This is a genomic window from Variovorax sp. E3 (genome assembly GCF_016082275.1).
In the GTDB taxonomy this organism is placed as follows: Bacteria; Pseudomonadota; Gammaproteobacteria; order Burkholderiales; family Burkholderiaceae_C; genus Variovorax.
Map to the genome: position 1 here is coordinate 1 of NZ_MOWM01000200.1, position 11,864 is coordinate 11,864.

At 59.8% G+C, this 11,864-nt stretch carries 9 protein-coding genes; 4 read left to right on the forward strand and 5 right to left on the reverse strand.

The annotated features are described in order from the left end of the window. Positions 1-131 precede the first annotated feature (131 nt). The 4 genes from BMG07_RS36835 to BMG07_RS36850 all read left to right on the forward strand — a co-directional run bounded on the left by BMG07_RS36835 (position 132) and on the right by BMG07_RS36850 (position 6,585). Positions 132-1,874 carry a hypothetical protein gene (locus tag BMG07_RS36835; RefSeq protein ID WP_198088628.1) on the forward strand — a complete coding sequence of 581 codons (1,743 nt, stop codon included), beginning with the start codon at positions 132-134 and terminating at the stop codon, positions 1,872-1,874. A 1,287-nt stretch (positions 1,875-3,161) separates the two neighbouring features. Further along, entirely contained in the window at positions 3,162-3,839 is a 678-nt protein-coding gene (locus BMG07_RS36840) for a VWA domain-containing protein (RefSeq protein ID WP_198088629.1), read from the forward strand. Beyond that, positions 3,836-4,642: a PP2C family serine/threonine-protein phosphatase gene (locus BMG07_RS36845; protein ID WP_198088630.1), complete on the forward strand. Its 807-nt coding sequence runs from the start codon at positions 3,836-3,838 to the stop codon at positions 4,640-4,642. The genes BMG07_RS36840 and BMG07_RS36845 overlap by 4 nt, the downstream gene beginning before the upstream one ends. Continuing rightward, positions 4,639-6,585 carry a helix-hairpin-helix domain-containing protein gene (locus tag BMG07_RS36850; protein ID WP_198088631.1) on the forward strand — a complete coding sequence of 649 codons (1,947 nt, stop codon included), beginning with the start codon at positions 4,639-4,641 and terminating at the stop codon, positions 6,583-6,585. The genes BMG07_RS36845 and BMG07_RS36850 overlap by 4 nt, the downstream gene beginning before the upstream one ends. Before the next feature lie 599 nt (positions 6,586-7,184). Here the strand turns inward: BMG07_RS36850 and BMG07_RS45240 are convergent. From BMG07_RS45240 to BMG07_RS36870, 5 genes are all read right to left on the reverse strand, one after another. After that, on the reverse strand, positions 7,185-8,051 hold the full coding sequence (locus BMG07_RS45240) for an alpha/beta hydrolase fold domain-containing protein (protein WP_198088632.1): 867 nt from the start codon (positions 8,049-8,051) through the stop codon (positions 7,185-7,187). A 245-nt stretch (positions 8,052-8,296) separates the two neighbouring features. After that, positions 8,297-9,421 carry an AAA family ATPase gene (locus BMG07_RS43530; protein WP_307867258.1) on the reverse strand — a complete coding sequence of 375 codons (1,125 nt, stop codon included), beginning with the start codon at positions 9,419-9,421 and terminating at the stop codon, positions 8,297-8,299. Then, positions 9,385-10,122, reverse strand: a complete 738-nt coding sequence (locus tag BMG07_RS43535) for an AAA family ATPase (RefSeq protein WP_269759770.1) — start codon at positions 10,120-10,122, stop codon at positions 9,385-9,387. The genes BMG07_RS43530 and BMG07_RS43535 overlap by 37 nt, the downstream gene beginning before the upstream one ends. Before the next feature lie 188 nt (positions 10,123-10,310). After that, positions 10,311-11,372: a hypothetical protein gene (locus BMG07_RS36865; RefSeq protein WP_198088633.1), complete on the reverse strand. Its 1,062-nt coding sequence runs from the start codon at positions 11,370-11,372 to the stop codon at positions 10,311-10,313. 29 nt (positions 11,373-11,401) lie between these two features. Continuing rightward, positions 11,402-11,581, reverse strand: coding sequence for a hypothetical protein (locus tag BMG07_RS36870; protein ID WP_198088634.1), 180 nt, complete (start codon positions 11,579-11,581; stop codon positions 11,402-11,404). Positions 11,582-11,864 lie beyond the last annotated feature (283 nt).

The following is an 11,864-nucleotide window of genomic DNA, read 5'->3' on the forward strand; positions in this document are numbered from 1 at the left end:
CCCCCAGCCCCAGCCCAGGCCCAGGCCCCAGACATTCGAATCGAACTGCGGCGTGGACCGACGAGGATCGCGGTCATTTTGTCGGGTGGTGCGGCCAACGACTGTGCGCTCTGGATGCGCGAGGTGCTTCGATGACCCGCATCGACGCGATGTGGCTGGCGGCGGACCTCATCCGGAAGGTCGCGGCGCGTATCTCGAAGGCGAAGCAGCGTACGCACCTGCTCGTCACGGGGCGGGCAGCGGCTTGGCGCCCGAAATCCGACCTGGATCTCTGCAACAGCTTGTTCCCAGTGGCCAACGAGGTCACGGTGGGCCGTGAGGACGTCGAGGGCGGCCAAACCACCGAACGGGCGACGCCCGACAAGTCCCCCTTCAAGATCGTCACGCTGCAGGACCTGTCGGCTGGGCAGATCGAGACCTTCGCGAGCGCGAAGGGCATCGCGGACACGAAGAAGTTCCTGGGTGACATCGACCGGGCCGACGCCTGGTCGTTCACGGCCCGGCCTCAGGATCTGATCGAGGTGGCTGAGTACTGGCAAGACAAAGGCCGGATCGGTTCGCGGCTCGAGCTAATGCAAAACAGCGTCAAGCGCCGGATCCAGGAGACCAGCCAGGAACGCATCGAGGCAAGGGCGCTGTCGGAGGATCAGGCGCTGAAAGGCGCCCAGATCATCGCCGGCGCCCTGATGCTGACCCAGGTTCAAAACATCCGCGTACCCGATGCCGGCAAGGGCGTGCAGGGGCTGGACGTTCGCGACCTGTTCAAGGGCTGGCAACCCGCCGATCTGGGTGCGCTACTGCAACGACCGTTGTTCGACCAGGACATCTACAGCACGGTGCGCTTCCACCATCGGTCGGTGAAGGAGTATCTGGCGGCGCAGTGGCTCCTAAAGCTGCTCGGCCAAGAGGTTTCGCGCCGCAAGGTCGAAGAGTTGTTCTTCCGGGACCAATACGGTCTCGAGGTCGTGGTGCCGTCGCTGCGGCCGTTGCTGCCCTGGATGGCCATGGGTGACAGCCGCATTCTTGAAAAGGTGCGCCGCCTGGCGCCGGAGATCGTCTTCGAAGGCGGCGACCCGGTGCAACTGCCCGTCGACGTCCGGCGCGAGATCCTTGAGCAGGTTTGCAAGCAACTGGCCAGCGGCGCGTCCCGACGCTCCATGGCCGACTTCGCGGCCATCCAGCGTTTCGCCGCGCCCGATCTGATCGACACGGTGCGTCGCCTGGCTAGGAAGCACGCCGACAACGACGACATCGCCTCGTTCCTGATGCGCATGGTCTGGCAGGGGCGTCTGGCCGAGGCGCTCCCAGAGGTGATGAGCGTGGCGCGCTCGCCGACAGCAGGGCAGTACGCCCGGATCGCCGCGTTCCGGGCTGTTGCCGAACTGGGCACGCCGCAGGACATGACCTCGATCCGCGAAGCCTTCGCGAAGGAGGGCGGCCAGATGAACCGCAAATGCATGGCGGATCTGGTCAGCCACATCGCGAGGCCCGACGCGCAGACATTGGCGTGGCTCCTGAGATGCATCCCGCTGCTGGTCGAGTACGACCAATACGAGGGTACTGGCCTGTCCGAACAACTGTCGGAGTTTTTCGAGCGCGCCGACATTGCCGTGGTTGCCAGCGCCATTGTTCCGCTGCAGGCGTTGCTGGCCAAGCAGCCCGTCCTCGAGCGGACCCACTGCGGGATCTCAAAGCGCTACCAGTGGCTGCGGCAGTGCGCTGGCGTGGCCGTGCGCCGCCTGATCAACGCGCGGGATGCAGCAGCGCTGAAGCGCAGCGCGCTCTCGGTTCTTCACGTGCTGCCGATCGACGGGTACGCGATGCACGAACTCAACGGGTTTCCTGCGTCGTTGGCAACACACCCTTGCGGCTGATCTCCTCCAGCGCCTTCCGATCCTCTCCAAATAACTGGTCGCGTGCGGTACGAAACACGGTTTGCCGCAATAGCGCCTCTAACCGCGGGTTGGTACTGTCGTACAGGCTTCCCGACGCGATCGGTCCCGCTCGCGAATGAAGCAGATGTCCGAGCAGGTTGTTGCGCACAGTCTCGTAGTCCTCAAAGAACTCGGCATCTGAACGCGTCGGATACGCCGAGCCTCCGCAACAACTCCGTCGCTTGGCTTCGCAACACGCGACTGAAGAGGGAGGCACGCACTTCAAGAGCCGGTGCAGTGAAAAGATATATTTGTTACCATTTGTCTTCCTGGGGAGGGAAGGGGTGTGAAGGAAATTATTGGCTTTCTGGCCTGTTTGGCGGCGGTCGTGGTGATTCTTGATCCCACCACCGCAAAGGTCGATCGGCGCTATCGAACGGGGTACAAAAACAATCAGGTTCCGGTTTCAACGCCTTGGGGGAGCAGGTTGCGGCGTGCTGGCTTCTTGGCGGGCGTTGCGTTTCTGTGCTTCGCCGCACCTAGCATGCTCACGGCTTTGGCTGGTGCTGTTGTCGCTCTGGCGGGCCTTGTTGCGACATGGCATTTCTATCCACAGTTTTGGTCTCGCTACCAACGTAACGGCACCTCCAACGCAAAATTTCTGGCTGCGCGAACCTCGATGTCTCTGGCGATCGGCGGGCTGTCTGGATATCTGGCTTTGCAGGTCGCCTCAAGTCTATGGACGGCGAATGGGGCTGCAGCGGTGCGCCCGGCGACGGCGTCGGCAGCTGTTCCCGCTCGTTCCATTTCTGCAGCTCCAGCCCTGCCTTCGCAGTCTTACAGGTCAGCGCCTCTCCCCGCGCCAGAGTCAGCGCCACAACCGCCCGTAGACGCGGTAGCAAAGTCTTCGGCGATTCCTGCCATGGCTCCGACGCAAGCACCGCCGGCCCCGGCGCGAGGGGGTGCTGCTGCGAAGGTGGTATCGAGTGAAGGCGATGAGGTCGCTATAGACGACGAAGAATCGTCTTCTCGCCTCGCTGAAGGTCCGCGCAGACTGGTCGGGCCTGGAGAAAGAAGGCTGCCTGGTGTACGCCCCCGCAGCGAGATTCCATTTCCGCCAGCCTACGCGCGGGGCAGATTGAGATCCAACGGCAGCACGTCCACGTACGAGTCGAATCGACGTGATCAGCCGGACGTTGGTCCTATGGGCGAAGGTCCTTGAATCCACACCAGGCGCGCTGGGCGCCCGGGTGCTTCCACTTAATCATCAATTGCCTACGAGTGACCATGACAGAGCAAATCAGCTTCGGCCAGTTCAGTTTTGATCCAAATAACAGCTTCGCAGACAACGCGGAGCCGCGTTGCCCACTTGTCCTGCTTCTTGACGTGTCGGGCTCGATGTCTGGCGCACCGCTTCAGGCGCTGAACGATGGCTTGGTAACGTTGAAAGATGAGTTGGCGGCCGACTCGCTGGCGATGAAGCGCGTTGAAATTTCCATCGTGACGTTTGGCCCGGCGCAGATTCATACGCCTTTCACCAGCGCATCCTCGTTCTATCCTCCGATCTTGACGCCACAGGGCGATACGCCGATGGGCGAAGCCATCAGGCAAGGCGTCGAACTCGTGCGGCAGCGCAAAGAAGACTACCGTGCCAATGGCATCCCTTACTATCGACCCTGGATCTTTTTGATCACTGATGGCGGTCCGACCGATGAGTGGCACTCGGCTGCTGCTCAGGTGCGTGAAGGGGAGGAAAGCAAGAAGTTCGCTTTCTTTTCAATTGGTGTCCAGGGCGCCAACATGGACGTGCTTCGACAGATTAGCAGTCGCGCACCAATTTCCCTGCAGGGGCTGAAATTCCGTGAGCTCTTTAGCTGGCTCTCTTCGTCGCTGAAATCGGTCTCTCAGTCCACACCTGGCGAGCTCGTGGCGCTTCCGCCGCCATCGGGCTGGAGCTCGGTGTGACCTGGCGTGTTGTCAGCGCGACAGCGATCGGCACCTCACACCAAACCAACGGAACTGACTGCCAGGATGAGTGTTGGGCTTTTGTCGAAAAGCTCGGTGGTGAGGATGTCCTGACCGTTTTCGTGTCTGATGGAGCAGGGTCTGCACTCAAGGGAGGCGAGGGCGCCAACTTGGCCATCCAGGCCGCCGTTCGGTTTATCTCGTTAGCTCTTGCCGAGCCTCGTGTGTTGTTGACGACGGCCTTGGCAAAAGCGTGTGCGCAATCAGTCCACGAGGCGATTGCTGCCGAGGCCATCGCTTGCAAACTAGCTCCGCGAGACTACGCATGCACCCTGCTTGGGGTGGTATCGCGCGCGGACGCGACGCTGGTCTTTCAGATCGGTGATGGCGCAATTGTCATCGACACCGGTGCTGGTCTGGAGGTGGCCATCGAACCGATGACAGGCGAATACGCCAACATGACGCACTTTGTGACGCAGGCTGATCACGCAGACGTGCTTGTCGCGCGCATCTATCCATTGCCGGCACGGAATGTGGCCGCGTTTAGCGACGGCCTCCAACGATTGGCATTGAACCTTTCCGCGGGCACGGCACACGCTCCGTTTTTTCGTCCGTTTTTTGATGTGCTGGCCAGAGCGTCACTTGAGCAGGAGGATGCACTTCAAGCGCAGTTGGCCGACTTTTTGGAAAGCAAGGCAGTCAATGAGCGCACGGATGACGACAAGAGTTTGGCGTTGGCATCGTGGGTCGACGGCGACTGCCCTGAGGTGGAAATCGAAGTGTCCGCATCCTGCCAGCCATGATCGCGAGGCGCAGATTCTGGGCCGGCACAGGAGCAACCATAGAGCTGGGAGCTGAGCTGGGCAAAGGCGGAGAGGGCAGCGTATTTGAGGTGGTGGCGGATAGCAAGTCGGTTGCAAAGATCTACCACCAGAGCCTGGATGCTAGGAAGCAACAGAAGCTCAGCTTCATGGCCGCGCATGCAGACAAGGATCTCCTTGCCTATTCAGCCTGGCCCAGCCAGACGCTTCACTCGAGCCAAGGCGGACCCGTCGTAGGGTTTTTGATGGAGCGAGTGGCCAATCGCAAGCCGATTCACATGCTCTACGGTCCGGCGCACAGAAAGCAGGACTATCCCAAAGCTGCATGGGATTTCCTACTCTACGCTGCCAGGAACACCGCTTCGGCGTTCGAAGTGATTCATCGCCACGGCCACGTTCTTGGCGACGTGAATCAAGGCAATGTTCTCGTAGGAGCCGACAGCAGAGTGATGCTCATCGACAGTGATTCGATGCAGATTACCGCTGGTGGACACATGCACCTGTGCGAGGTCGGTGTTTCTCATTTCACACCACCGGAGCTTCAGGGGGCGAGCAATTTCGCTTCGGTAGCGCGCACACCGAACCACGATGCTTTCGGGCTTGCGCTGCTGATCTTTCATTTGCTATTTGGTGGGCGCCATCCGTTCGCTGGACGCCCCCTTCTTGACTCGGTCGGGAATTCCCTGGAAGACGATATCAGGGGCTTCAGGTTTGCTTATGGCTCTGATGCGGGAAAACGGGGATTCGCCCCGCCTCCGCGCTCGATCGCGATGGACTTGGTTCCTGCGCCGACACAAGCGATGTTTCAGCGCTCGTTCACCGAGACGGGAGCGAACCCAAATGGGCGGCCCACCGCTGGACAGTGGATCGCGGAACTCGATCGCCTCCGGGGCACGCTAAAGACTTGCTCCAAGTCCAGGATGCATGTATTTCCCGGGCATCTGCTGTCCTGTCCGTGGTGTGCGCTCGATCAGTCCGGAGTCGTCTTTTTCATCGATCTGACGGTCTATACATCGAATGTCGGCAGCACGTTCGTCTTGGCACAGGTGTGGGCAGCCATTGAAGCGGTAAAGATGCCGAGCATGCCTTCGGCCCCCAAGCCAGGTGATTTCGTCTCGGCGCCAGCACCGCTTCCGGCAGGAATGAAAAAGAAAAGCAACCGGGCCGCGCTATGGATCGGAACAGCGATTGTGCTGACAGGCTTTGCGGTGGCGTTTCCCCAAATTTGGGTGTTGTTCGGCCTGCTTGGTCTTGGGATTTGGCTCACCACCAAGGACACCGAGAACAAGGCGTACGCCGAGGAGATGGCTCGCCGGCGAGCAGTTCGTCAGGCCGCCCAAAGCGCTTACGACAGGTTGTTGGATGGCTGGCGTGAGCCAAGTGCCACACGCCGTTTTTCCTCGGAGAAGCAGGGGCTTTCTTCTATTCGCGATACATACACCCACTTGCCCGCAGCTGAGAAGAGATTGCTGGACCAAGTCAATTCTCAGGCACGCGCGCGCCAGTTGAAAGATCACCTTGACCGATTCTTTATTGACGATGCTTCCATAGCGGGGCTCGGGCCTGCTAAGAAGGCGGCTTTGCGATCATTCGGTGTCGAGACCGCTGCTGACGTCGACTGGGAAAGCGTGATGGCCGTGCGAGGATTCGGGCAAAAGCTTACGGCGACGGTGATGGCTTGGAGGGCCCAGTGCGAAAGCTCCTTCCGGTTCGATGGCTCTCCCAAGGCGTTGCAAGTTGACATTGCTCGTGTGAAGTCGACAACTGCAGCTGAGCGAGCGAAGTTGGAAGCGGACTTGCGCGGTGGTCCTGAACGCTTGGGCCGTATTAAGGTCGAGACCGAGGCAGCACTGACGCGGATGAGGTCAAGCCTGTCTATCGCGGCCAGGGAGCTGTCGCAAGCGGATGCCGACCTTCAGGTCTAGGGGCGTGTTAACACAACCGCAAGCCTGGCTGCGCGAGTGGCTGCGTTGATCCGTATCGACGCCGTGTGGCTGCCGGACGCTCTTTCTTATTTCCGGGACGACTGTGCTTGGAAGAGACCGATCGCGCTGCACGACGATGCGCACGAAGCTTCAGGCTTGGCACATTCGGCCAGAACTTGGGCCTTGAGGGCAGCGTCATGGCGCCGCCGGGTGAGTCGCTTGGAGTCTTTGATAGTGTCCACCTGTGGGTCTGGTGGACACCATGCTGGCCCAGTCGCATGGCGGATTCAAGGTGTGTTGGGCGGACGCATACTTGCCAAGTGACATCGTTGGGGGATGGCGGCGCGATTACCTGCCGATCCTGGTGCAACTTGAGGGCAGTGGCGTAAGCGGCCAGTTGCCTCACCTTGAGAACTGAAGCCAAGCCGGAGACCATGATGTCCATCTGAGTTAGCTGGACATCATCAATGGACGTCAATCCGAAGCAACGGCGCCGTCACAGCGCAGAGTTCAAAGCGCAGGTTCTTGCGGCCTGCGCAGAGCCAGGAGCTTCGGTCGCGGCGGTTGCACTGCGAGCAGTCTTATTGGACCTCAGGCACTCATTGCCATATCTCTCGTAGAAACCTAGCCTGACGATCCAGCACGCCATCTCGAGTTGGCCTGTCAAGCACGTGCCCCTGTCCTTCAAGAGCGATAAGTTCGCACCGGCTTCCTAAGCCTCGCGCTCGCTCACAGAACACCCTGCTCCGCTCGATTGGGGTGGTGTGATCTGCGTCACCCTGCATGATCAGAGTCGGAGCAATACTTCTGGTCAAAGTGTGTGTGGGGGACAAAGACGAAGGCTTCCCGTGCCCTTTCATCAGATCACGGAACAACCCGTCTGAGACGGCGTCCACTACGGGCGAGACGAGCAGTATTGCGTCGGGACCGCTATTGCCCGAGCTACCCTCTGCAGAATCGCAGCCAACCGTAGCGGCAGACGCCACGAGTTGGCCACTCGACGAGATTCCCCACAGTGCAACCCTCGATGGCGTAACGCCAAGCCTGCCGGCATTTTTTCTCAGGAAAGCGAGCGCGGAGCAAACGTCTGAGAACGATTCGACTGGCGAATTCGTTGCATCCGCCAGTCTGTACTCGAGAACCACCGATACAAACCCTTTTTCAGAAAAGTATCGCGCCGATCTGAAGAGTTGTTCAGGGCTGCCGCGCGACCATGCGCCGCCTTGTACCAAGAGGATGGCGGGCCGTGCATTACCCGCGACGTCTGCAGGGGGGAACTCGAAGATTCGAAGATCGCGACCGGCAATACTCCGGTAGACCGAAGCATTCGGTGGTGTGACCCGGTTCGTTGGGTCTTCTGCAGCTCGTGATGATGTTGCGAGCGTTACTCCAGCCAGAACTCCGAGCGCTACAACGCAGTAGCGGCGCAATATGCGCAAGATCACAGGGGCTTTGTTTTCACGCATCGAATGTCTCCTATTGCCGACGGCCGAAGTCTAGCCGGCGGCTTTCAGAGCCATCAATTCGTCAAGATGGAACGACCAGCTGCATACGCAGTGGCGTCCGAAGTCTGACTATTCGCCTCGTTACTGAACAATGGCATGGCTGCTTCAGACTGGTTGCGGTCCTTCAGCCGGGACTTCCGAGCGTCGCAAACGGGCCCAAAGCTGCCGCCTAAGGCCGTCCAGTCAGGGGTTTCGCCTTCGCGAATTCAAAGCATCATTCCGATTCGGCGGAGCCACCCTTCCACCTCACCGGCGGGGTCGCGCGCTTTCAGTCTCGCCGCTGTCATGAGGGGAAACGCCCTCTCCGACAAGCGTAGCTTTGCCTTGTCGTCGCCCATGACTCCATCGTAGTTCTGCGCCGCAGAGTACGCAGCTGCAAAAATGCGCGGTAACGCGCGGCCATTCGCATCCAATTTGTCGGGCACACCCACCTGCACGCCGAAGGCCTCCGAGATCGCGTCCTCGTGCAGATAGCTTTCGATCTCGTGTTTGGCCGTTTGCACGGCCCAGGACCCATCGGTGCGTAGATTTACCTCGGCAACCGACACCGCGTACTTCGCCACGTCGCTATCGTAGATGTGGACCTCGCGGCGATGCAGTGCTTTCAAATAGTGTTCCGTTACCCAGTGCTTCAGCGTCGAGCCTCCGAGCACGACGAATGCGACGCGATCGTCTTTGCCCAGGTTCGGTAGCGTCGGATCTTCCGTATGCAAAGCTTGGCTCAGGCATTTAAATGCCGCCACATCCGTTGGGCCTTCCACGCACAACAACACTTTGACGCGGCTATCGGGAACCACGCCGAGCGTCTCCGCGACTTGGCCAAAGACATCGACCCCGGCATCGATCTTCGGCTTGCCCGCTGCGTCGCGGGTCACGAAGCGGATGCTATCTGTTGGCAGTTCTGAAGCGAAGCCGGGACTGTGCGTCGTCAAAAAGACTTGGTAGCCGCTCTCGGCCGCCAGTGCCTTGAAAGATTGGATCAGGATGGCCTGATTGTTCGGATGCTGTGCCGTCTCCGGTTCTTCGATCGCATAGATGATGCTGCGCTTGTTGCCTGCTGTGAGCCGCCGCTCGGCAGCCGCCTTGAAGAAACTCACAAGCACCAGACGCCGAACTCCGCTGCCGCGCTTGTTCAGCGGAATTCCATCGTCGGTATCCATGTTGACGCTGAACAAGCCGATCCATTTCGCCGCGGTCGGCGGCGTGAATTGAGGATTCAATTCTTTGGCTAGGTTGGGGTCGATGGTCTTGAGCGCCTCGTGAGTTCTTTGCGCGATCTCGACCGCCTTTTCCGTTACCTTCTGTTGGATCGCCGCGATCTCGTTTTGCACTTCGGCGATTGCTGCAGCAACGGCGGCCTCATAGGGTTCTGTACTTCGCCGTCTGAGTCGCGGCTACTGCGGTCGCTTTGGAACAATGCGAAGATCGGAAGATGGCTGTCGATCTGCTCCCAGATGCGCTTGCTGTCTTCCTTCGGCTTGCTGACTGGAATCGGCACGTCGTCTACCAGTTTAAGGTCGGCTTCGGCCTCCCAAATCGCCTTTCGCATGCCCGGATTGCCTTTCAGCTGGGCTGCCAGCCCCTTGTCCTTAACGATCTTCTGAAGATCTTTTTCCTTGAGTTCAAGCAGTCCGCCAATACCGTCTGCAGTCGGATGTCGCGCGACGATAAATACCTCGACGCTCGGCGACTTGCTCTTGCAATCGAACACCTTGCGAATTTTGAGCGTGCCCTTCGGCGTCAGTAGGTATTCTTCGGCAAGCGTGGTATCAGCTCCCGCATCCAGGCTGAGCTCGGACGGAAGATCGGAAAACTCGCAGGTAATCGAAACCCGCGTATCGCCGCTATAGATGTTCGCGTCGTCCTGCTCAATCTTTACGGTCTCGTTGTTGAAGAAGATTTCGAGGGCTTCGAGAACGGACGACTTTCCTATGTCGTTCTTCCCAACGAAAGTCGTCAGGTCGCACATGTGGACGAGAACTTCGTCGCGATAACAACGGAAATTTTGGATAGTTACTGATTCGAGTTTCATGGTGTCTTCTCCTCCGATTGATAGCGTGATTCATTCTTAGCTTGCCCGCTCGCTAGCCGGAGCACCGGCGCCTGCAGGCTCTTCGTGGCAAGGCGTGGGGCTGTTACAAACTTCCGCTTTAGCCGCATTTCTTTTTGACACGACGAACGACCGGTGTCTACTGGGGCTGGGGCGATTAAATGGTCGCATCAAGCTCTGCGAGCGACCATGCAGATGCCGTTCGTAGACTGGACAAGCGCAACCAGGTTGCCGCCGCCTGCGGGCAGTTCGAATGCCGCCTGGTTGGCCGCCTTGATCGATTCGGTGAACTTCCAGAGAGCGATCGCCACCCTGCGCTGGCGGGTTCGTTGCCCTGTCTCCCGTACGAGGCTGTCGCAGATCAGGCCAATGAGTCTGAATACTTGGCGCGGCAGTAAGCAGTCGCCGACGCTCAGCTCGCCTTGATGGAGCGCATACAAGTCGAAGCCCCGATTCACCAGCCCGTAGTCCTTCGGATCCCAGGCAGCGGTATCTCCAGGCGACGCGTCGCCCTCGTGCTCCAGGTCAAAAAACGTAGCGATGCCTTCTGCCAGGCGAGCGAACCCGACGTTGTGAAGCATGACTGCGTAGCTGGCCACAACGAAGCGAAGTCCGTCCGCGTCTGACACCGTGCCGTCGGTTCCAGGATTGCGATGGTTTGTCCAACGGCAGCGAAGCGCTCGCGTCTCCAGCTTGACGGTCTTTGGTCGAATGGCGACGAGGCTGAGGATCCTGCGCGTCAGGACTGGCGGTGGCCCTCCGGCAGCGGCTGCCGCGGCGCCGAGATTTGGATTGACAACGATGACGGCATTCTGGGACTGCGCCTTCATGGTCGCGTATCCGGGGTATGAATTCTGGTCAACAGACACGTTTCGGCCCTTCGCCTCGAGCGTGCTGAACTCAAAAACTCCCGCCCCATTTTGCCTGGCGATTACGTAGTCCGGCATCATGCCCGCACCTATTGGCTTCACTCGCCAAGCTTGGGGAATCGCAAGCCAGTACGCAAGCGGCCATGCTGCGGGCGCAGGGCCGACGCCCGGAGCCGCTGCATCAACCTTGCAGAACTGCATCGAGAGGCAGAAAGGGTAGCCCTCGACCTTGTCGGCGACTGCGAGGCTGGTCGCTGCAGCGACCATCTGAGAAAAAACGCTCAACCAGTTGCCAGGCACGCCAGCGAAAGCGGGGGTCGCGACCAGCATGTCCAGACCGGAAAGCGCCAGGGTTGGATACATCACGTCGAAGACCTGCTGGAGTCCCGCTGTCAAAAAAATGGGATCACACCGCCCGGATCAATGTCCTTCCTGAGCGCCAGCGCCATGTCAGGAGTTGTCATGGCACATTTGGGTGTCACTGGAAAAGGCACTGCTGCCCATGGGACGCCGCTTGCGGGAGCAGCAGCCACGGCCGCGCCGACCGCCATGGGGTAGTAAACGATGTTCATGTTGGGAACCTACTCTTTCGGCCCATCCTAGCTGCAGTCTGTCGCTTCAGCGACCTGCGGCTGCCCGCTGCAATCGAGCTAGTCGCACCGAGCCAGACGACGCGCCGTAGGTACGAACCGTAACGCGTCTGGCCAGTTGCGCGCCATTCCTGAGGTGACGAGATACGGTGACTTGCGACCTCCGCCAAAGGTTGAGCGGTTGAGTTGCTGATTGCGATCGAAGGACAGCAGAGGGCTAATGAGCAGTCGGCTGGCGCGAGTCGGCCAGCGTCTGCTGCCGCTG

Bases quoted from the DNA above. Each gene is read 5' to 3' on its own strand.
- BMG07_RS36840 (WP_198088629.1), top strand. From the start codon at position 3,162: ATGACAGAGCAAATCAGCTTCGGCCAGTTCAGTTTTGATCCAAATAAC.
- BMG07_RS36865 (WP_198088633.1), bottom strand. From the start codon at position 11,372: ATGTATCCAACCCTGGCGCTTTCCGGTCTGGACATGCTGGTCGCGACC.
- BMG07_RS43535 (WP_269759770.1), bottom strand. From the start codon at position 10,122: ATGAAACTCGAATCAGTAACTATCCAAAATTTCCGTTGTTATCGCGAC.
- BMG07_RS36870 (WP_198088634.1), bottom strand. From the start codon at position 11,581: ATGAACATCGTTTACTACCCCATGGCGGTCGGCGCGGCCGTGGCTGCT.
- BMG07_RS45240 (WP_198088632.1), bottom strand. From the start codon at position 8,051: ATGCGTGAAAACAAAGCCCCTGTGATCTTGCGCATATTGCGCCGCTAC.
- BMG07_RS36850 (WP_198088631.1), top strand. From the start codon at position 4,639: ATGATCGCGAGGCGCAGATTCTGGGCCGGCACAGGAGCAACCATAGAG.
- BMG07_RS36835 (WP_198088628.1), top strand. From the start codon at position 132: ATGACCCGCATCGACGCGATGTGGCTGGCGGCGGACCTCATCCGGAAG.